The organism is Mycolicibacterium komossense, from assembly GCF_025822605.1.
Lineage (GTDB): Bacteria > Actinomycetota > Actinomycetes > Mycobacteriales > Mycobacteriaceae > Mycobacterium > Mycobacterium komossense.
Window position 1 is genome coordinate 55,740 of the sequence record NZ_JACKTY010000031.1, and the last position, 19,748, is coordinate 75,487.

Consider the following 19,748-nt stretch of genomic DNA (forward strand, 5'->3'; position numbering starts at 1 on the left):
TGCGAATCGGGAAACTGTGCGCGAATGGCGCTTCAGACTGGCTCCATGGCTCCGACGGTGTCCCCGATTCCTGGGTGACCTCCCAACGGCCACCGGGGGTGCCGGTGGCCGTTCGGTTTCCGTGATATCTCAGTTGATCATCACAGCGGGATCCACTGATTGAGGAACCAGAAGCCCCAGCCCATGCCGTTACCGGCGGGCATCGGCTGAACCTGCTGGCCCATCCACTGGAACGGCTGATGGTCCTGACGCGCCTGATCGATATTGCGGTGCTGCCAGTCGACGGGTCCGTTGTTGTTGTTCTGCCAGCCAGGACCGTTGTTGTTGTTGTTGTTGTTGTTCTGCCAGCCAGGTCCGTTGTTGTCATGCCCGCACTGAGGTTGGTTCCACCCACCACAGCCGGGATCTGCGGCCGCCGTGCCGGCCCCGACGCCCAACAGTCCTGCGACACCTACTCCGGCGGCCAGTGCGGTGGCACACGCCATGCGCTTGAGGTTCATAGTCAACTCCATTTCTCTACTTGCCATTTCGCGCTACGAGGTTCGCTGCACAGTGTGAGGTTAACTACGGCAGTTGGGTCCACCCTTTAGCTGCGCTAGGCGCCCGCTGTGGATTAGGTAACGAGACGAGAACCATTCGCTCTCAATATGGCTGAGCGTAAACGCCTTTCACCTGCAAAGACCGGTGACATCGCAGGTGAGCACTACAAAGCAGCCGAGAATTCGCTGTCGGTTCACCTGCCGAGATGCTGCGGAGTTACTGGAGGAGGTTTAGCTGGAGCCAAAGGGGGTACGCCGTGACGCCACGGTGACCCGTTCGACCGGATGGTCCTGCTACCTGCGCCGATCGGCCAAGACCGCATAGAGGTGCATGGGCACGGCCAGACCGGTCGCCATCCCGCTGATGATCAGTGCCGCCACCGCGCCGTCGGAGGTCAGGGTGGTGAGCAGCTCCGAGGTCGGCGCTGTCGCGAACTGCACCAGCCCGGCCAGCATCCGGAACACGTAGACACCTGGCACCAGGGCGACAACGGAGGCAAACCCGATGGCGGCGAACGGTATTCGCAGCGAGTGCGATATCGGGATCAGCAGCGTGCCCGTGATCAGGCAGGAGATGAGCGCAGCGGTGGCGATATCGGTGTGCCACACGGTGAGCGCCCACCAGTGAGTGGCGTGACCGAGCATCCCCACCGCGACGGGCCAGCCGATCATCCGGTACGGCATCGAGAAGAACACCGGATACGAGCCGGCGGCGACCCCCGCCGCCAGCACGTCGACGTAGAGCGGTACCGCGGCGCCGGTCTGGGCGACCGACAGGCTGCGACCATCGGCGGCCAGCCCGATGATCAGCCCGGCAGCGATCGCCGACAGCACCAGGGCGGCGTAGCCCAGTCGAGCGATGCCCAGCGTCATCCGCAGGTCGAGCAGATCCAGGGCGCCGTTGAGGATGTGCGGTCCTGGCACCAACACCATCGCCGGGCACAGCACCACCAGGCTCAACGCATCGTCATGGACGGCGGCGACTCCGATCAGCCCAGCGATCAGCGCGGCCACAAATCCCTGGGTGAGGATGCCGAAACCCAAGCGGCCCAAGCCCCGTCGGGTTAAGCCGCCGAGCGCTGCGCTCAGCGCAGCCATCACCACGGTGACGGGATGGTGCGCGCCGAAGATCACCGCGAGCGCACCCGCCCCGGTGGCGCAGGCAGCGGCGAAGACCAGGAAGTTCGACACCGATTCCTGGTGCGCCGCCGCCAGTTCCCGCCGCACCACCGCCGGGTCCAACGGACCGTCCTGGGCGCGGTCGACCGACGCCATGGTCGCGGCGACCCGGCGCATACTGACGGCAGTCGGCGAGACGGCGGCCACCCGGATGGTGTTACGTGGCCCGACGAGCAGGAGCGATGCCCACGCCGGGATCAGCGTGCTGGACGTGCCCAGGCCCCGGTTCAGCCGTTCGACCGCGGTCAGCGTCATCGTGGTGGATTGGCCGTTGACGTACAGCAGGGTGGCGGCGTCCAGCACGATGTCGATCGCGTCGTCGGACTGATCACCGCTGGGCATCAAGCGCCACCCGGTCCGTCGCCCACCATCTTCAGCGCGTTGACGTTGGCGTCGAACTGCTCGGCGGTGACGTGACCGGAGGCCACGGCGGCCTCCCGCAACGTGGTGCCGTTGGCCAGCGCATCCTCGGCGATGTGTGCGGCGTTCTGGTAGCCGATCACCGGGCTCAGTGACGTGACCAGCATCAGGCTTTCCGCAACGTACTTCTCGATCCGCTCGGTGTTGAGCGTGGTCCCGCGGACGGAGTAGTCCAGGAATTTCTCGCAACCATCGCCGAGGATCCGCGCGGAATGCAGGAAGTTGTTGATGATGACGGGCCGCATCGCATTGAGCTCGAAGTTGCCCTGCGATCCGGCGATCGAGACCGCGGTGTCGTTGCCCATCACCTGAATGGCGATCATCACCAACGCTTCACACTGCGTGGGGTTCACCTTGCCCGGCATGATCGACGAGCCGGGTTCGTTGGCCGGCAGCAGCAGTTCACCGAAGCCGCAGCGCGGGCCGGACGCCAGCCAGCGCATGTCGTTGGCGATCTTCATCAAAGCGACCGCGAGACCGCGCAACGCGGCATGGGCCCGCACCATCGGGTCGAGCGAGCCCAGGGCGGCGAACTTGTTGGGGGCCGTCACATACGCCACACCGGTCAGTTCGGCGAGCTCGGCTGCGACGTCCACGCTGAAACCCGCGGGCGCGTTCAGGCCCGTCCCGACTGCGGTGCCACCGACGGCCAGTTCCAGCAATCCTTCCCGCGCATGAAGCAGATCGCCGATACAAGCAGCCAGCTGCGCGGCGTACCCGGACCATTCCTGCCCGACGGTCAGCGGGACGGCGTCCTCGAGATGCGTGCGGCCGATCTTCACGACATCGCTCCACCGCGCCGCCTTGGCCGCGATTTCCTGTTGCAGCGCCTGCACTTTGGGGATCAACCGGTCGTCGAGTTCGGTGACGGCAGCGATGTGCATGGCGGTGGGGAAGGTGTCGTTACTGCTCTGCCCCATGTTGACGTGGTCATTCGGGCCGACCGGTCTTTGGGTGCCGAGCTCGCCGCCGAGAAGCTGGATGGCCCGGTTGGACAGGACTTCGTTGACGTTCATATTGCTCTGGGTGCCGGAGCCGGTCTGCCAGACGAAGAGCGGGAACTCGCCGTCGAGTGCGCCGGCGATCGCCTCGTCGGCTGCCTGCACGATCACCTTCGAGCGCCAGTCAGCCAGGCGGCCCGCACGTTCGTTGACCAGCGCGCAGGCCTTCTTCACCAACCCGTAGGCGCGGTACACCTCGATCGGCATGTGGTCGTTGCCGATCGAGAAGTGCAGCAGGGAGCGCTGAGTCTGCGCACCCCAGTACCGGTCTGAGGGCACGTCGACAGCGCCGAGGCTGTCGAACTCGCTGCGCGTACCGGTCGCGGCCAATCCGACCGGCACGTCGGTGTACGAGGGGGGCTGGTCCTCAGCGGTTTCCGCCATCGTGTTGCCCTTTCGTGTCTGTGCTGCGGGTGAGGTGGCAGTGCACCCCGAAATGATCGGACGGGAACACTCGCGGTTGGGCATCCGAGATCGGTTGGGTGCCGAGCAGGTCGATACCCGCGGGCGACCACCGCGATCCTTTCAGGAGCACCCGGTCGAAGCGAACCTGACGATGCTCGGTCTTGCTGTCGAATCGCATCAGATTGATCGACGTGTCTTCGGTGTAGCCGTCGTCCTGGGGGCGCAGGACCGGCCAGAGATCGCGATAGCCGGCGCCGATCCGATGGTTCTCGGTGTCGCGCATGTTGAAATCCCCCAGGAGCACGACGTCGGGGAAGCGCCTCAACACCCGGGAGATCCGCCGCAGCTGCCACGCCCGCAGCCACCAGGACGACCTTCCGCTGTCGAGATGGATCGAACCGATGACCTGGGGCCGGCCGTTGATCGTGAACTCCGCCGAAAGGAAGCCGCGGGCCGCTCTGGTCGGCAGCGGGGTGTAAGTGGCGCGGTTGATCGGCAACCGCGACAGCATCAGCATCCCGTAGTTTCCGTGTGCACCACCGGCGACGACGGCGCGCAGATAGCGCTCCCGGATCCACGGCTGCGCCAGGAAAGCGGTCACCGCCGCCGGGGTCACTTCCTGGAACACCATGACATCCGGGGAGATTCGGGACAGCAGCTCCGTGATCGCCCGGTACCGCTCGTCGGCGAAATACGGTTTGAACCAGATGTTGAAGGTGGACAGTGTCAGCGCGTCACAGTCGACTGCGCCTGCGGCGCCGATATCGGTCCATTGCTGGGTCTGCGAGTCGAACTTCCCGACGGAAACATTGCTCTGGCGGTAGCTCACACCGTTCTCACTGCTCGGGTCAGGTGGCCTCGGGGTCCTCTTCGATCGCGATGACGAAATCGTCTCCGTGTTCGTTGACACCGGCGATTACCGCGCCGTCCACCGCCTGTGCAGCGTAACGCTGCCGCACCATCGTCGGATCGTTGCGGAGATATTCGACCGTCGTGACGGCCCCGGAGATCGCCACGACGTCGAGTGCTTAAGTAACAGACGACGAGAGGAACACCGCGATGCGTGCCATCCAGATCACCCGGCTCGACGGGCCAGAAGCAGTCGAGCTCGTCGAACTCGACGAGCCACACGACGACGGCAAGGTCGTCATCGACGTCCACGCGGCAGGTGTCGCCTTTCCTGATGCACTGCAGTCCCGCGGTCTCTACCAATACAAGCCTGAGCTGCCCTATGTGCCCGGGGCGGAGATCGCGGGCGTGGTGCGCAGCGCCCCCGCCGGTGCGCATGTCGTCGCCGGCGACCGGGTGGCCGGTCTGACGATGCTCTTCGGGGCGATGGCCGAAGTGGTGACGCTGGAACCGGAGCGGGTCTTCGCACTGCCCGATGCAGTTTCGTTCGAGGCCGGCGCCGGCATCCTGTTCAACGACCTGACCGTGCACTTCGCCCTGCGGGAACGCGGCCGATTGCGCACAGGTGAGACGGTGCTGGTGCACGGGGCGGCCGGCGGGATCGGCACCTCGACGCTGCGGCTGGCACCGGCCTTCGGCGCCACCCGGACGATCGCGGTGGTGAGCAGCGCTGAGAAGGCCCAGGTGGCCACTGCCGCCGGCGCCACCGACGTCGTCCTGGCCGACGGATTCAAAGACGCGGTCAAGGACCTCACCGACGGCCGTGGTGTCGACATCGTCGTCGACCCGGTCGGCGGCGACCGGTTCACCGACTCGCTGCGCTCGCTGGCGCCGGGTGGACGGCTGCTGGTGGTCGGCTTCACCGGCGGCGAGATCCCCACCGTCAAGGTGAACCGGTTGTTGCTCAACAACGTTGACGCCGTCGGCGTCGGCTGGGGCGCCTGGACGATGACGCACCCCGGCTATCTCGCCGAACAGTGGGCGGAGCTGGAACCGCTGCTGGCCTCCGGTGCGGTGCCCGCCCCGGAGCCGGACGTCTACCCGCTGGAGCGCGCGGGCGAAGCGATCGCGTCACTGGAGAACCGGACTGCCAGAGGCAAGGTCGTGCTCAAAGTCCGGTAGCACTGCCGTGGCGGTAACCGGCGGTGGCGAGGACCACGACCAACGGCGCCACCGTCAACAGCGGCGTCGCAATGGGCACGGTCAGCAGCAGGAGGCCGCCACCTGCCGCACCGGCCACGGCCGCGACCAGCGACGCGACCCCCGCGGTATCGCTGTGTGGCCCAGGTCGGCCCAGCCAGCCGGCGATCAGGCTGGTGAGAGTGCCGGTCAGGTAGGTGGTGGCGACGGCCGCGCCCAGCCCGCGCATGGCAGCGCTCTGCATGCCCATACTGCCGGCGGCGGCCGCGAGTAACGCCAGTTGCGTGTTTCCGGCAGGAGCGGCGCGGGTGAGGACCCAACCGATGGCCAGGCCGACCAACACCGCCAACTGCACAGCCAATGTCACCGTCACCCGCCGCGGCCACAGCGCACCGACCTCACGGTCTACGCCCACGATCCGGGTACCCAGGGCGACCCCGACGATGTAGCTGGCAACGGCGATCGCGGTATGGATCAGGATGCCGGTGTCGAGGCGCGCCACCCCCAGCCCCATCAGCGCGAGGTTGCCCGTCATCACGCTGGCGAAAACCCCGCCCAGATGGGTGAGCGTGAGAACATCGAGCGCACCGGTACCGAAGGTCAGGGCGGCGGCCACCGCCACCGGCCACCGCGGGCCACTCAACCCCAGATGCAGGAACCGCGCCGACGCCACCGTCGGATCGTTGCACGACTATCGGCGAGGGGCGACGGCACGCGCCATTCCCGCACAGATCAGCACCCCGCACAGTGGTAGCGCGAACGCGGTGTTCAAAGAGACGCAGTCGGCCAGCCAACCGATGACGCCAGGCCCGGCCAGGACGGCCAGGTAGCCGGTGCCGACCACCCTTGACAGCACGCGTCCCGAGCCACCCCCCACGTTGCCTGCGGCGGTGAACACCTGAGGCACACCGCCGGACAGCCCGAGGCCGACCACCACCCAGCCGACGAGGGTCAGCGCCAGGAACGGCGAGGCCATCACGATCGCGAACCCCGCCGCGGCAGTCGACGCGCACCAGCGCACCACCTGCACCGGCCCGACCCGCTCCACGATCCGGTCGATGGTGAAGCGCACCACAGTCATCGCCGCGACGAAGCCGCCCAACGCCAACGAACCGATCGACGGGCTCGCGCCGAGATGCTGCTGAGCGTGCAGACTGCTCCAATCCATCGCCGAGCCCTCCGCCATCAGAAGAAGAAACGCGAGGACGCCGAGGATCACGACCCGGCGGCGGGGCGGTGCGTCGTCGTCGCCAAATTCGGCATCCTCAGCCTGCGCACTGGACGACGGGGTCCGACGGCGCAGCAGGATCACCGCAGCCAGCCCGACCACCACGAGTGCGATGACCGCGATCACTAGTCCCGTCGCGAAAACCCCTGCAGCGAGGGCGAAACCGGCTGCGCCGAGCAGCGCGCCGAGGACGGTGCCGATGGAGAACACCGCATGAAACGCCGCCATGATCGGCCGGCCGTAGTCACGCTCGACGTCGACTGCGGCGGCATTCATCCCGACTTCGGCGGTACCTGTCGCGAAGCCGAGGAGCACCGCGCCCGCCGCCGCCCATGGCCAGGTGCCCGCCGCCAGCGGAACCAGCAGTGCCAGCGCCATTCCCGCGACACCCAGGACGCCGACGGGGCCGCTGCCGAACCGGTCGACGAGTTTGCCGCTGACCTGCATGCCGACCAGCGCGCCCGCGCCGAGCATCAACAGGATGACGCCCAGCAGCGACGTGGAAATGCCGGTGGTTTGCTTGACCGACGGTAGATGCACCGCCCAGGTGGCGGTCACCAGCCCGAACGACGCAAACAGGCAGAACACGGCCGCGCGGGCACGCACCAGGCGACGAAGCTGGTCGGCTTCGGTGACCATGACTCGAGTTCCCCACATCATCGCCAGTTCGGGCCCGGTTGGCGCCCCCAGGAGATTACGCCAGAAGCCCGCCGATACCCGCCTCGTCCGACTCGGCCACGACATCGACGTTTGGGATCGCACCGGCCGGGGCACCTGTGCAACGGTGACCGAAGAACAGCGAGCCCCAGCGGTTTTGTTCGACGTCGACGGCACCCTGGTCGACTCGAACTACCTACACGTCCACGCGTGGGCACGAGCCTTCGCCGAAGTCGCCATCCCGGTGGAGACCTGGCGGATCCACCGGTCCATCGGCATGGACGGAGCCGAATTGATCTCATCGCTCTCCGGCGGCGCGGACGACGAGGTGGCCGAGCGGTTGACGGACCTGCACTCGCAGTACTACCAGGAGAGCACGTCTGCGCTGCGACCCCTGCCGGGTGCCCGCGAACTTCTGGACCGGGTGGCGTCGCTGGGCCTGCAGGTGGTGCTGGCCACTTCAGCTCCCGGAGATGAATTGGCAACCCTGCGTAAGGTTCTCGACCGTGATGACGTGATATCCACCGCGACGTCGTCCGGCGACGTCGCGGCCGCAAAACCTCGACCCGACATCGTCGAAGTCGCCCTTGACCGAGCCGGGGTCTCTGCGGGCCGGGCGGTGTTCGTCGGCGACGCCGTGTGGGATGCCGAGGCGAGCGGCCGCGCCGGGGTCCGGAGTATCGGGGTGCTCAGCGGCGGCATATCCCGCGCTGAGCTCGAAGAAGCCGGTGCCAGCGCCGTTTTCGAGAATGCCCTCGCACTCTGCGCGCAGATAGAGGACAGCCCGATCGGGCAGCTGCTGTCAGGCGGCCGCTGACCGGAGCGCGGCCAGCAGGGGGCCGGCGGCTTCCTTACCGCTCGACCGATTTGTCACCCGATACCGCTGCGCTACTCAGCCAGCGGTCGGAGGCACCCCGAGCGCCAGCACCGCAGCATCGTCCTGCAGCCCGCTGCCGAACCCCACCAGCAGTGCGTGCAAAGCACTTACGATCTCCGTCGCGCTGCAGGGCGCATGGTCGCCCGCGAAAGACAGCAGCGCATTGTCATCGTCATAGCGCGTGGCGCCTACACCCGTGCGGGCCTCGGTCAGCCCATCGGTATACAGCACCAGGGTGTCGCCGGGACCGAGATGGAACTGGCGGGAAACGAAGCGGGGGCTCGGGAGGAGACCGATGGGATGACCGCCTTCGGTCTCGATATAGCGCGCGGTGCCGTCGGCGTTCAGTACCAACGCCGGCGGATGACCGCCCGCGGCCATGTCCACGCCAAAACCGTTGTCCACCTTGCTCAGAACGCCGAAGATGACGGTACAGAACCGAGGATCGTCACCATGGAATTCCGGCCTCAACACGGTGTTCAGATTCTGCAGCACCGCGACCGGATCATCGTCGAAGACCGCAGCAGCCCGCAGCGTGTACCGCGTCAGCGATGTCACCGCGGCCGCACCGGGCCCCTTGCCCGACACATCGCCGAGGAAGAAACCCCATTTGCCCGATGACAGCGGAAAGAGGTCGTAGAAGTCACCGCCCACCTCGTCGTCGGATTCCGGGTGGTAGTAGGCGGCGGTCTCCAGGCCGTCGGGCGGGAACAGGATCGGCGGGAGTAGGGAGCGCTGCAGCGTCGTCGCCAGCACCTGCACCCGGGCTTGTTCATGCTCGGCCCGTTGACGCGCCTCCAACAGTTCCCGCTCATAGGAGCGGCGATCCCGCGCGTCCTGCGCCGTGATCCGCACCAGGACCGGAGTTCCGTCGTCCCCTGTTTTGACGTTGGCAGTGACGAACACCGGTAGTCGGGTGTTGTCAGCGGCGACCAGATCCACCGCGATCCCGCTGATCTGGTGCTGCGTGTGCAGCAGTGGGCTGAAGTGGGTCTCGTAGTGAATGCGAGCACCGACGGTGAGCAGGTCGGTGAACGGAATGCCCAGGAGGGCCGCCCGGTCCTGCCCCAGCCAGTCGGCCATCGTCGCGTTGATCCGCGCTATCCGGCCGTCCGGCCAGACGAGCACGTGGCCACACGGCGCATTCTCGTAGTAGTCCTCGATGTCGACGTCAACGCTGCTCGGCATCAGGCCTGGCCGGCGAACGCGGCGATGGCGGCCGCGGTCGCCTGCGGGGCGCTCAGGTGGGGGCAGTGGCCCGTCGCGTCGAGGGTGATCAGTGTGCTGTCGGGGATCTGCTCGTGTACGTAGGCGCCGACCTCGCGGGGCGCCAGCGTGTCGTGTGCGCACTCGATGACCAGGGATGGCACCGGGACGCGGAGCAGGTCGGCCCGGTTGTCCGACAGGAACGTGGTGCGCGCGAACACCAGCGCCTTGGCGGGGTCCGTCCGGCAGAAGCTGTCGGTCAGCTCCTGGCCGAGTTCCGGCCGGTCGGGGGTGCCCATGATGTTCGGCGCCATCGACTGCGACCACCCGAGGTAGTTGCTCTCCAGGGAGTCCAGTAACTCGTCGATATCGGCACGGGAGAAGCCGCCGCGATAACCGTCGTCGTCGAGGTAGCGCGGCGAGGGAGTCAGCAGCACCAGCTTGGCGAAACGGTCCGGTTCGGCCGTCACGGCGAGCACCCCGATCATCGCCGCAACGGAATGCCCCACGTAGACGACGTCGCGCAGATCGAGCTCCCGCACGATGTCCACGACGTCCGACGCGTACCCCAGCAGTGAGCTGTAACGCTCGGCGTCCCACGCCGACGGGTCCGATGCACCTGCCCCGACGTGGTCGAAGAGCACGATCCGGAACATCGGGGCCAATCGCTGCGTCACCAGCCGCCACAGGTTCTGGTCGCACCCGAAACCATGCGCCAGCATGACGACCGGACCGTCCTCGACCCCGACGATCCTGACGTTGTTGCGGGTGTACACATCCACGGTGTCGATCCTCCCACTCGGCATGCCGGTGACTGCATCGCTCGGAAAAACAGCGCCCTATCCGGCTCCGATAGGCTGGCCAACATCGTTTCGCCTGGGGTTGAGCTGACAGCCGCCGGTCCGCGCCCACAAACACGGTGGGTATGTGCACAAAGTGAGGTTCGCGTGGCATTCGGGGTCGAGCAGACTTGGGTTGGACGGACTGCGGTGCTATCGGTTCGCGGGGATATCGACGCGCTGACCGCACCGCAGTTGACCGAGAAGATTCTCGACGTGTCCGCCGAACAGCCGTCGGTGATGATCATCGACCTTTCCGCAGTGGAGTTCCTGGCATCCGCCGGGATCACGGTGCTGGTATCGGCGCACGAGTACGTCACGTCGAAGGTCAATGCCGGGTTCGCGGTCGTCGCCGACGGTCCGACCACCAGCAGGCCTCTCAAGCTGATGTCGATCGATTCGATCATCCGGCTCTTCCCCCAGCTGCAGGACGCGCTCGAGGCGAACGCCGACTCCTGACCCGAGGCCTGGGTTTCGCCGGGCGCGAATGTGGAGACTCTGGTTCTTGATAACCACGACGCTCGGAGGCTCTGGCATGGAACAGACCAACACTCCCCCACCGACGCCGAAAGACGCGACCAAGGCGACGGCGGAACAGCGCGAGCTGCAGGACCAATTGGATCATCAGAGCGACGATCCGAACGCACCCGGCGGGCACGAGACCCGCCGCCAGATCGCCGATGAGTCGTAGCTGCGCAAGAGAGCGAGGACGGCGATGACACGGCGGTCGGCGGCGCGGCGCCGCAAAACGACGACGATGCCGACGATGATGGTGACGACACCAAAGCCGATGAAAGCGATGGCACCGACAGTGACGACGACTGACGTGGGGTATCCGATCGGATGAGACCGCCCGGTGAAGCGATCGACGTACTTCTGATAGAAGACGATCCCGGCGACGAACTGATCACCCGAGAAGCATTCGAGCACAACAAGATTGCGAACAATCTGCACGTCGCGCACGACGGTCAGGAGGGGCTGGATTTCCTTTTCCGGCGCGGCCAGTTCGCCGATGCCGTCCGGCCCGACCTGATTCTGCTCGATCTGAACCTGCCGAAGTACAACGGACGGCAACTGCTCGAAGCGATCAAATCCGATGCCGAGCTGCGACACATCCCGGTGGTCGTCTTGACCACGTCATCGGCAGAAGAGGACATTCTGCGCAGTTACAAGTTGCACGCCAACGCCTATGTCACCAAGCCGGTCGACCTCGATCAGTTCTTGAACGCCGTCCGCCAGATCGATCAGTTCTTCGTCCAGGTGGTCCGTCTTCCGCCGCGGTGAGCGGGCGTTCCGGCCGCACGTTACGAGGTTGCTCCCAACAGATGCCGCCAGGTCAGCTGGACCTGGGTGCCTAGCCCTGTCGTCCGGATCGATGCCTCGCTGGCGAGTGCCTTCATCAACGGGATGCCCCGGCCGCGCAACTGGTGCGCCGGGTCGGTGTGATCGATGCGGGGCTGTCTCCAGTGTCCATGGTCGGTGACGGTGACGGTCAACGTGTTCGCCTGAGGATCGATTCTCGCCAGAACGTCGACGGTGCCTGGCGCAGCGTGCTCCAGATAGGCGTATTCGGCGGCGTTGGCGAACGCTTCATACACGGCCAGCAGGATGTCGTCGACCCGCTCGTCGTCGGCGAATCGGGTGCGCAACCAGGTCCCCAACTCAGTGCGGACCCGCGCCGCCGTCATCGGGTCCGCAGCAGCCTGCTCCCAGGCGAATTGAGACGCGTCAATCGCCTTCGGAGGGGTTCGAGAATCGTCCGAGTGGTTCATAAGTGCGAGCGGCATACCCACATCGGACGGTGGTCACTCATCGCCGGCGCCCTTCATCGCGTCGTCCAGCGTTTCGTACATCGAGATGACCTCGTGCAGTCCGACCAGTTTCATCGGACGACTGGTCACCGGCCCTGCGGCGACCACACCGAAATGGGCGAAGCCGGCCACCTTTTCGCGGGCATCGATGAGCGCACTCATGCCGGCCGAGGCGAGAAATTCGACGGCCGTGAGGTCGACGATTACGGCAGTCGGTGTCTGCGGCACCAACGCGTCGACCGCTTCGGTCAGCTGCGGTGCGGTCAGCACATCCACGGTTCCCGCAGCGCTCACCACAGCTACGCGACCGACCCAGTCGGTAGCCAGAGCGCACCCACCTGGCTCGGACGGTCGTTGGCGGTCAGGCTCAGCAGCCTCGTCGACCATGCTTGATCTCCTTCTTGCCGGACGCTCCCGGGTTCGCCAACAATTACCACAGCTGCGTCTGCACTCACTTCGACAGCCCTCGACCACAGGCTGCCGTGACTCCGCGGCGCAGAAGTTCGCGCCCACCATTTTGCCGCTGCTAGACTTGCAGTGCGCAATCACTTGCCCGGTTCAGCCATATAGCCCTGTGAGTCCCCGGCGCTTCTGCATCACCCGGCTGAACTTTTGCGAGGTACCAATGTCCGATCCTTCTTTGACCCATGCTCCGCTGTCCGACTGCACCGTCGACCAGACCTGGTCGGGGAGCACCGCGGTGCTTGCCGTGATCGGGACTGTCGACATGTTGACAATGCCGAAGCTCCAGGCCGCGATCGAATCTGCGCTGGCCGCGCATCCGTCCGCGCTGATCGTCGACCTCACCGAGGTGGATTTCCTGGCATCGCACGGCATGCGGGTACTCATCGACGCCCACGACGGGAAGAGCCCGGAAACCGAGTTTCTGGTTGTCGCCGAGGGCCCGATCACTGCCAGGCCGATGATCCTGATCGGCCTGACCGAGCTCATCTCGGTGTATCCGACGTTGAACGAGGCCCTTCTGCGCCTGGCTGCGTAGGTATCTACGTACGTGGCTACCTGGGCCGGCGGCCCGCCCGAGGGACCCCACGTACCCGGGTGTGAAGTGTCACCCATCGGGTAACCGCGGGACATGACCGAATCCGGATTGATCGTCATCGGCAGCGGGCCCGCCGGGGTCAGCGCCGCAGAGGCCTTTCGCGAACACAATGCCGACCTGCCGGTGACGATCGTGACCGACGATCCCCACCTGCCGTACGCCAGGCCACCGTTGAGCAAGGACTACCTGCGCGGGGGACACCGAGGACGTCGCACTGCACGACGCGCAATGGTTCAGTGACCGTCGTATCGAGATCCGCCACACCGGACCGGTCGACGCTATCCATCCCAGCGACCGCACTGTCACGGCCGGCGCGGCGCGGCTGCCGTATCGCGTCCTGGTGCTGGCCTGCGGCAGCGGTCCCACGCCACTTCCCGTGCCCGGCGGGGACATCCCATTGCAGCTGCGGTCGCTGGCGGACGCGGTGAAGCTGCGCGGGGCGAGCCGACAAGCCCGTTCCGCGGTGGTGATCGGCGCGGGTTTCATCGGGTGTGAAGCGGCGGCATCGCTGGCGATGCACGGCCTGAACACCACACTGATCGCCCCCACGCGGTACCGCAGGCGAAAAGGCTTGGCGCCGAGGCGGGTACGCGCATCCGTCCGCTATTGGAGGTTGCGGGGGTACGTTACGTCGGCGGGGTCGCGGTGGGCGCCGACATGCTGACCTCTGTCGACGGGATCTACGCTGCCGGACAATCCGCGAAATGGTCTCGGGTACCGGGCTTTTGGTCCACTATCGGCGAGGCCGACCTGAAGTACCAGGCCTGGGGCGACGGCTTCACCGTCTGGTATGAGACCGCCGGCGTCGCCGTGGGAGTGCTGACCTACAACGCCGACGCCGACGCCGACGCCGACTACGATCTGGGCGAACGCCTGATCGCTGAGCGCAAGGCCGCCCCGGTGCCGCTGAAGCAGTGAGGCCATGGGCGGCGGTCAGCTGTTGCGAATCTTGGAGATCAGTTCGTCTTTGACCGGGCCGCGAAAAGACACCTCGCAACGAACCGACTTCGTCACGTTTCGACTGAAAATTCCAGGGGTACAGACCAGTAACGTCGCAGCACGTCGGCGTCGGACCGCTAGCCGAAGGCCCTGCCCATGATTCCTTTCATCTGCCCCACCTGCGGACAATTCGATCTCGACAGTTCCGCGTGCTCGTCCTGCCCGACCGCCACGGTCGACACAGCTGGCGCCGTCTGACCTGACGGCTGATCTGACCACGACGGCCCACCAGCCCCACCATGGACACTCAACCCAACGCGCCATCGCTGCCCGCTGATGTCAGTTTGTTCGGCGATCCCGCGCTTCGCCTATTCGGCGGAACCGACACGCAATTCCCCACGACGGCTGATCCTGCGACAACGGGCGACGCCAGCGCCGCCTGAGGTTATACGTATTCCTGACGGCGCGGGTGCGACACCCGCCGTCGCAACAGTGATTACCCTGGCGTTAATTTGGGTAACCGGACGCCGCATCATGAGGCGCCGGAGCAGAGGAGTGGCCATGCGCACCGCTTTCCGCGCCGAGCTCGACCGGTTGACCGCAGACCTGGGTGACATGTGCGCTGTCGCCCGCACCACCATGCAGTGCGCTTCCGCGTCGTTGGTCCACCTTGACGACCGATCTTCCCGGCGGGTGGCCCCACACCTGCAGCGTCTCGACCAGCTGCACGCGGAGGTGGACCGCAGCGTGATGAGCTTGTTGGCCCTGCAGGCGCCGGTCGCTCATGACCTTCGTATCGTGGTGTCCGCCATCCCGATGGCCGCTGCGGCCGCCCGGATGGGCGGGCTCGCCAACAACGTGGACAAACTCGCCCGCAGGCACCGGCCGCTACCGGCCGTCCCCGCGGAGGGGCTTGTTCACATCGACGCCATGGCGAGCGTCGCCCTGAGCCAGGCCGACGAGGTGCAGGCCGCCGTCAGCACCAGCGATGCGCAGGCCGCCCTCGGCATCGCCGCCGATGAAGACGGTCCGATGGATCGGCTGCACCGTGAGTTGTTCGCTCTGGTCACCGACCCCCGTTGGGCTCACGGCCCGACGGTGGCCGCCGACCTCGTGCTGCTCGGCCGGTTCTACGGCCGATTCGCCGACCATCTCAGCGATATCGCAGGACGCGTGGTGTTCTCCGTAACGGGCGAGCACGCCCACTCGGTGGAAGCCGTGTCGGCGACGAGCTGACTTCGGCCGCACCGGTCATTTCGCGGAAGGCTCGGCCAGGATTACTCCGACGGGGTCAGCGGGTATGCGCCCGGCGACATCGGCCGACGAAACGAGGTATGCGGGTGCTGGGCTTGCCTGATGGCATAGCGGTCTGCCTGTTCGATCTGGACGGTGTGCTGACCGATACCGCGTCGGTTCACCGACGGGCCTGGAAGACGATGTTCGACGATTACCTGGCTCAGCGGGCGAAATCGGCTGGCGAACCGTTCCGCGAATTCTCCGCGGACAGCGACTATCCGCAGTATGTCGACGGCAAGACGCGCGACGACGGTGTCCGCAGTTTTCTGCAGAGCCGGGGCATCACGCTGCCCGATGGTGATCCCGACGACGACTCGGGCGCCGAGTCGGTCCACGGGCTGGCCAATCGCAAGAATGATCTGTTCCAGATCTCGTTGCACCGTGACGGTGTCGAAGTCTTCGACGGCTCCCGGCGCTACCTTGAGGCGGTGACCGATGTCGGACTCCCCGTGGCCGTGGTGTCTTCCAGTGCCAACACCGAAGAGGTGCTTCGGATAGCGGACCTGGAGAAGTTCGTTCAGTGCCGGGTCGACGGGGTGACCATCCGCACCGAGAACCTGCCGGGTAAGCCGGCACCGGACACCTATCTGCGAGCCGCCCAGCTGCTGCACGTGGAGCCCGCTCACGCCGCGGTGTTCGAAGATGCGCTGTCCGGCGTGCAGGCCGGACGAGCCGGCCACTTCGGTGTGGTGGTCGGTGTGGATCGGATCGGGCATGCAGAAGCGTTGCGGGACAACGGTGCAGACATCGTCGTCAAAGATCTCGCCGATCTGCTGGCGCCGCGATGATCCCCGACAGCGCGTTCCCGGTCGAGCCATGGCAGGTCCGGGAGACCGAACTCAACCTGGACCTGCTCGCCCAATCCGAGTCGGTCTTCGCCTTGTCCAACGGCCATCTCGGTTTGCGGGGCAACCTCGACGAAGGGGAACCTCACGGCTTGCCCGGGACCTACCTGAACTCGTTCTACGAGGTAAGACCGCTGCCGTACGCCGAGGCGGGCTACAGCTATCCCGAAGAGGGCCAGTCGCTGATCGACGTCACCAACGGGAAACTGCTGCGGCTGCTGGTCGACGACGAACCGTTCGACGTGCGATACGGCGAACTGCTGGAGCATGAGAGGATCCTGGATCTGCGGGCCGGAACGCTGGCACGCTGTGTCACCTGGCGGTCACCGGCCGGGAGTTCGGTGATCGTACGCTCCACCCGACTGGTGTCCCTGGTGCACCGCAGTGTGGCCGCAATCGAGTACATCGTGGAGGCCGTCGGCGATTTCGCCCGCATCACCGTGCAATCGGAGTTGGTGACCAACGAGGATCAACCCCGCCCCTCATCGGACCCGCGGGTCGCCGCCGTGCTCAGCAGCCCGCTGGAGCCAGTAGCGCATGAGGCCGACGGCGATCACCGGGCGCTGCTGATCCACCGGACCCGGGGCAGTGGCCTGATGATGGCAGCCGCGATGGACCACCTCATCGACGTGCCGGGCCGAGTGGAGGTGACGACCGAGGCGGGCGAGGATCTGGCCCGCACGACAGTCATCTGCGGGCTACGGCCCGGGCAGCAGCTGCGGATCGTCAAGTTCCTGGCGTATGGATGGTCGAGCCTGCGATCACGGCCCGCGCTGCGCGATCAGGTCGCCGGGGCCATCGACGGTGCGCGCTACACCGGCTGGCAGGGACTGCTGGATTCCCAGCGCGAGTATCTCGACGACTTCTGGGACAGCGCCGACGTCGAAGTCGAGGGCGACCCGGAATGCCAGCAGGCGGTACGGTTCGGCCTGTTCCACCTTCTGCAGGCCAGTGCCCGCGCCGAACGCCGGGCGATCCCGGGTAAAGGGCCGACCGGAACCGGCTACGACGGTCACGCCTTCTGGGATACCGAGGGGTTCGTGCTGCCGGTGCTGACCTATACCGCGCCGCACGCCGCCGCTGACGCATTGCGTTGGCGCGCTTCGACATTGGATCTGGCCCGACAGCGGGCGGCGGAGCTGGCGCTGGCCGGCGCGAGTTTCCCGTGGCGGACCATCTGCGGCCAGGAATGCTCGGCGTACTGGCCGGCCGGTACCGCCGCCTGGCACGTCAACGCCGATATCGCGATGGCGTTCGAGCGCTATCGCATCGTCACCGGAGACGTAAAGCTGGAAATCGAGTGTGGGCTGGAGGTGCTCGTCGAGACGGCCCGGCTGTGGGCCTCACTGGGGCATCACGACAGGTACGGCGTTTGGCACATCGACGGCGTGACGGGGCCCGACGAATACTCCGCGGTGATGCGCGACAACGTCTTCACCAATCTGATGGCGGCGCACAATCTTCGGATCGCAGCGCAGGCGTGCGGCCGCCATCCCGAGGCCGCCGACAAACTGAAGGTGACCACCGAGGAGATGGCCGCGTGGCGCGATGCCGCCGAGGCGGTCCACATTCCGTTCGACGAGGGCCTGCACGTACACGAACAGAGCGAAGGATTCACCAGGCTGCGTGAATGGCGCTTCACCGAGGACGCGAAATATCCTCTGCTGCTGCATTATCCGTACGTCCGGCTCTATCCATCGCAGGTGGTCAAACAGGCCGATCTGGTGTTGGCGATGCACTGGCTCGGTCATGAGTTCACCGACGAACAGAAGGCCAGGAACGTCGACTACTACGAGCGACGGACCGTCCGCGATTCGTCGTTGTCGGCGGCCACCCAGGCGGTGCTGTGCGCCGAGGTCGGGCATCTCGAACTGGCGCACGACTACACCGCAGAATCGGCCCTGGTCGACCTTCGCGACCTGCATCACAACACCCGCGACGGGCTGCACATGGCCGCGCTCGCCGGCGCATGGACCGCACTGGTGGCGGGGTTCGGTGGACTGCGTGACAGCGAGGGCGTGCTGAGCTTCAACCCGCGTCTACCCGAGGACATCACCCGCCTGCGATTCCGGTTGCGCTGGAGAGGCTTTCGCCTGACCGTCGATGTTGACCACGACAGCGTCACCTACACCATGCGCGACGGGCCGGACGGTCGCCTACGGCTTCGGCACGCCGACGAGGAGTTCGAACTGAGCACCTCCGCTCCGGTGACCAAGCCGGTAGTCTCCCGCACTCCACTGCTGCCCGCTCCCCCTCAGCCACCCGGGCGGGAGCCGCGCCGTCGGCCCGGCTGAGACCCAGCCGTGAGGCAACGCCGCTACGCCGGAATCAAAATGGGGCAGCGGCAACTGGAACCGAACCCGGAACCATCGAGATCAGGTGATCGTCCTGCGCGTCGCGACCTTCAACATCCTGCATGGCCGAACGGTCGGCGACATCGTCGACCCGGACCGCCTCCGCGACAGCATCCAGCGCCTGAATCCGGACATCCTGGCGCTACAGGAGGTCGATCTTGATCAGGAGCGCTCCGGCCGGGCTGATTTGACCGCGGTGGCCGCTGAGGCGATGGGCGCGGTGGCGCACCGCTTCGTGGCCGCGATTTCGGGCACCCCTGGCGCGACCTGGATCGCGGCGACGGGACAGGAACAACCCGGCGCGGCCGCCTACGGGATCGCGCTGCTTTCCCGGTTCCCGGCGTCGAGCTGGCAGGTGCTGCGCCTGCCGCGTATCCCCGCCCGGTTCCCGATGTTTCTGCCCGGTCCCAACCGGGTGATGGTCGTCGACGAAGAACCCCGAGCCGCCGTCGTCGCGCGATTCGAGACCTCCGTCGGCCCCCTGACGGTGGTCAATACCCACCTGTCCTTCTTCCCGGGGTGGAACCGGCGCCAACTGCGCCGGATCATCAACGATGTCCGCGGCCTCCCGGGTCCACGCATCGTCGTCGGCGATCTCAATCTGAATCCGACCGCTGTGCGCCGATGGTCGGGGTTGCACGCTCTCGCGGCAGCACCGACGTTTCCCGCCGAACAACCGCAGCGTCAACTCGACCACATCCTGACCGATGACCCCGGGCTTTTCGTCCGCAATTACGAGACACCGTTGATGCCCATCTCCGATCACCGGCCCCTGGTGGTCGATCTGGAGCGTCACTGATTCAGTGGTGACGCAGCTCGGTGATCAGTTCACCCCTCGCAACAGACCGAACGGTCGTATTTGCGCACTGTGCGACTGCTGTTAGCTATTCGGCATTACGAATTGACAAGAGAAGGCCCTGCGGTCGGCGGGCGTTGTGAATACCATCGACCTGATCGAGTCGCACGTTCACCCGCTACCGTTTCCGTCCCGACGGACCAAATTAGTAGCGATATCCCGAGGGAGAATCAGCTATGACCATTGA

Annotated in this window: 25 protein-coding genes; 14 read left to right on the forward strand and 11 right to left on the reverse strand. The window is 66.2% G+C overall.

Annotation, left to right across the window (positions count from 1 at the left end; translation table 11 throughout):
• Positions 1-140: 140 nt before the first annotated feature.
• The 5 genes from H7J73_RS18105 to H7J73_RS18125 form a co-directional block, all read right to left on the reverse strand.
• Positions 141-500 (reverse strand): hypothetical protein, encoded by a 360-nt coding sequence (locus tag H7J73_RS18105; protein ID WP_264068929.1) that lies wholly within the window; start codon positions 498-500, stop codon positions 141-143.
• Positions 501-833: 333 nt separating this feature from the next.
• The gene (locus tag H7J73_RS18110; RefSeq protein WP_264068930.1) at positions 834-2,060 is read right to left on the reverse strand and encodes a threonine/serine exporter family protein; all 1,227 of its coding nucleotides are present in this window, start codon (positions 2,058-2,060) and stop codon (positions 834-836) included.
• Positions 2,060-3,523, reverse strand: coding sequence for a class II fumarate hydratase (gene fumC / locus H7J73_RS18115; protein ID WP_264068931.1), 1,464 nt, complete (start codon positions 3,521-3,523; stop codon positions 2,060-2,062). Before fumC ends, H7J73_RS18110 begins: the two co-directional genes overlap by 1 nt.
• Complete coding sequence (locus H7J73_RS18120; protein ID WP_264068932.1) at positions 3,507-4,373, reverse strand: endonuclease/exonuclease/phosphatase family protein; 867 nt, start codon at positions 4,371-4,373, stop codon at positions 3,507-3,509. The genes fumC and H7J73_RS18120 overlap by 17 nt, the downstream gene beginning before the upstream one ends.
• Before the next feature lie 19 nt (positions 4,374-4,392).
• Complete coding sequence (locus tag H7J73_RS18125; RefSeq protein WP_264068933.1) at positions 4,393-4,560, reverse strand: hypothetical protein; 168 nt, start codon at positions 4,558-4,560, stop codon at positions 4,393-4,395.
• A 43-nt stretch (positions 4,561-4,603) separates the two neighbouring features.
• Here H7J73_RS18125 and H7J73_RS18130 point away from each other — a divergent pair, with 43 nt between their 5' ends.
• A complete protein-coding gene (locus tag H7J73_RS18130) occupies positions 4,604-5,575 on the forward strand; it encodes an NADPH:quinone oxidoreductase family protein (protein ID WP_264068935.1) in 972 nt (323 codons plus the stop codon).
• On the opposite strand, the gene H7J73_RS18135 is transcribed toward H7J73_RS18130, so the two are convergent.
• On the reverse strand, positions 5,562-6,266 hold the full coding sequence (locus H7J73_RS18135) for a YoaK family protein (RefSeq protein ID WP_264068937.1): 705 nt from the start codon (positions 6,264-6,266) through the stop codon (positions 5,562-5,564). The genes H7J73_RS18130 and H7J73_RS18135 overlap by 14 nt on opposite strands.
• 18 nt (positions 6,267-6,284) lie before the next feature.
• Positions 6,285-7,460: an MFS transporter gene (locus tag H7J73_RS18140; protein ID WP_264068938.1), complete on the reverse strand. Its 1,176-nt coding sequence runs from the start codon at positions 7,458-7,460 to the stop codon at positions 6,285-6,287.
• A gap of 145 nt (positions 7,461-7,605) precedes the next feature.
• Here H7J73_RS18140 and H7J73_RS18145 point away from each other — a divergent pair, with 145 nt between their 5' ends.
• Complete coding sequence (locus H7J73_RS18145; protein ID WP_264069281.1) at positions 7,606-8,295, forward strand: HAD family hydrolase; 690 nt, start codon at positions 7,606-7,608, stop codon at positions 8,293-8,295.
• Between the two features lie 75 nt (positions 8,296-8,370).
• On the opposite strand, the gene H7J73_RS18150 is transcribed toward H7J73_RS18145, so the two are convergent.
• The gene (locus tag H7J73_RS18150; RefSeq protein ID WP_264068939.1) at positions 8,371-9,543 is read right to left on the reverse strand and encodes a PP2C family protein-serine/threonine phosphatase; all 1,173 of its coding nucleotides are present in this window, start codon (positions 9,541-9,543) and stop codon (positions 8,371-8,373) included.
• Positions 9,543-10,343: an alpha/beta fold hydrolase gene (locus tag H7J73_RS18155; RefSeq protein ID WP_264069282.1), complete on the reverse strand. Its 801-nt coding sequence runs from the start codon at positions 10,341-10,343 to the stop codon at positions 9,543-9,545. Before H7J73_RS18155 ends, H7J73_RS18150 begins: the two co-directional genes overlap by 1 nt.
• A gap of 165 nt (positions 10,344-10,508) precedes the next feature.
• Here H7J73_RS18155 and H7J73_RS33710 point away from each other — a divergent pair, with 165 nt between their 5' ends.
• The 4 genes from H7J73_RS33710 (at position 10,509) to H7J73_RS18175 (ending at position 11,684) form a co-directional block, all read left to right on the forward strand.
• On the forward strand, positions 10,509-10,859 hold the full coding sequence (locus tag H7J73_RS33710; protein ID WP_264068940.1) for an STAS domain-containing protein: 351 nt from the start codon (positions 10,509-10,511) through the stop codon (positions 10,857-10,859).
• 76 nt (positions 10,860-10,935) lie between these two features.
• Complete coding sequence (locus H7J73_RS18165; RefSeq protein WP_264068942.1) at positions 10,936-11,091, forward strand: hypothetical protein; 156 nt, start codon at positions 10,936-10,938, stop codon at positions 11,089-11,091.
• A gap of 24 nt (positions 11,092-11,115) precedes the next feature.
• Entirely contained in the window at positions 11,116-11,247 is a 132-nt protein-coding gene (locus H7J73_RS18170; protein ID WP_264068943.1) for a hypothetical protein, read from the forward strand.
• A complete protein-coding gene (locus tag H7J73_RS18175; protein ID WP_264068944.1) occupies positions 11,244-11,684 on the forward strand; it encodes a response regulator in 441 nt (146 codons plus the stop codon). The genes H7J73_RS18170 and H7J73_RS18175 overlap by 4 nt, the downstream gene beginning before the upstream one ends.
• A 20-nt stretch (positions 11,685-11,704) precedes the next feature.
• On the opposite strand, the gene H7J73_RS18180 is transcribed toward H7J73_RS18175, so the two are convergent.
• On the reverse strand, positions 11,705-12,187 hold the full coding sequence (locus H7J73_RS18180; RefSeq protein ID WP_264068945.1) for an ATP-binding protein: 483 nt from the start codon (positions 12,185-12,187) through the stop codon (positions 11,705-11,707).
• Positions 12,188-12,205: 18 nt separating this feature from the next.
• On the reverse strand, positions 12,206-12,598 hold the full coding sequence (locus H7J73_RS18185) for an STAS domain-containing protein (protein ID WP_435405526.1): 393 nt from the start codon (positions 12,596-12,598) through the stop codon (positions 12,206-12,208).
• 238 nt (positions 12,599-12,836) lie between these two features.
• Here H7J73_RS18185 and H7J73_RS18190 point away from each other — a divergent pair, with 238 nt between their 5' ends.
• The 8 genes from H7J73_RS18190 (at position 12,837) to H7J73_RS18225 (ending at position 19,504) form a co-directional block, all read left to right on the forward strand.
• A complete protein-coding gene (locus H7J73_RS18190) occupies positions 12,837-13,211 on the forward strand; it encodes an STAS domain-containing protein (protein WP_264068948.1) in 375 nt (124 codons plus the stop codon).
• 93 nt (positions 13,212-13,304) lie between these two features.
• Complete coding sequence (locus tag H7J73_RS18195) at positions 13,305-13,511, forward strand: FAD-dependent oxidoreductase (protein WP_264068950.1); 207 nt, start codon at positions 13,305-13,307, stop codon at positions 13,509-13,511.
• 40 nt (positions 13,512-13,551) lie between these two features.
• Positions 13,552-13,935, forward strand: a complete 384-nt coding sequence (locus tag H7J73_RS18200; protein WP_264069283.1) for an FAD-dependent oxidoreductase — start codon at positions 13,552-13,554, stop codon at positions 13,933-13,935.
• Positions 13,929-14,189, forward strand: coding sequence for a hypothetical protein (locus H7J73_RS18205; protein ID WP_264068952.1), 261 nt, complete (start codon positions 13,929-13,931; stop codon positions 14,187-14,189). Before H7J73_RS18200 ends, H7J73_RS18205 begins: the two co-directional genes overlap by 7 nt.
• Positions 14,190-14,771: 582 nt before the next feature.
• Complete coding sequence (locus tag H7J73_RS18210; RefSeq protein WP_264068953.1) at positions 14,772-15,446, forward strand: phosphate signaling complex PhoU family protein; 675 nt, start codon at positions 14,772-14,774, stop codon at positions 15,444-15,446.
• Positions 15,447-15,544: 98 nt separating this feature from the next.
• The gene (locus tag H7J73_RS18215; protein WP_264068954.1) at positions 15,545-16,294 is read left to right on the forward strand and encodes a beta-phosphoglucomutase family hydrolase; all 750 of its coding nucleotides are present in this window, start codon (positions 15,545-15,547) and stop codon (positions 16,292-16,294) included.
• Entirely contained in the window at positions 16,291-18,645 is a 2,355-nt protein-coding gene (locus H7J73_RS18220) for a glycoside hydrolase family 65 protein (protein ID WP_264068955.1), read from the forward strand. Before H7J73_RS18215 ends, H7J73_RS18220 begins: the two co-directional genes overlap by 4 nt.
• 94 nt (positions 18,646-18,739) lie before the next feature.
• Positions 18,740-19,504 (forward strand): endonuclease/exonuclease/phosphatase family protein, encoded by a 765-nt coding sequence (locus H7J73_RS18225; RefSeq protein WP_264069284.1) that lies wholly within the window; start codon positions 18,740-18,742, stop codon positions 19,502-19,504.
• The last annotated feature ends 244 nt before the right edge of the window (positions 19,505-19,748 follow it).